At 67.8% G+C, this 245-nt stretch carries 1 protein-coding gene; it reads left to right on the forward strand.

Going from position 1 to position 245, the window contains the following annotated elements; genetic code table 11:
- The coding region (locus tag ACQG3P_RS21835) for an adenylosuccinate synthetase (RefSeq protein ID WP_426806220.1) at positions 1-245 on the forward strand (245 nt) is incomplete at both ends.

Consider the following 245-nt stretch of genomic DNA (forward strand, 5'->3'; position numbering starts at 1 on the left):
GCCACACCCTTGTCATCAATGGCAAAAAGACCGTGCTGCACCTGATACCGTCGGGCATCCTGCGTGAAGACGCGCTGTGCCTGATCGGCAACGGCGGGGTGATCTCGCCGGCTGCGCTGCAGAAGGAAATCGCCGAGCTGGACGCCTCCGGCGAGGAAGTGCGGTCGCGCCTGAAGAGCTCCCCGGCCGCGCCGCTGATCAGGCCGTACCACATCGCCCTGGACCAGGCGCGCGAACGCGCCGCC

Origin of the sequence: Stenotrophomonas sp. SrG (genome assembly GCF_050031795.1) — a bacterium.
GTDB lineage: Bacteria > Pseudomonadota > Gammaproteobacteria > Xanthomonadales > Xanthomonadaceae > Stenotrophomonas > Stenotrophomonas rhizophila_A.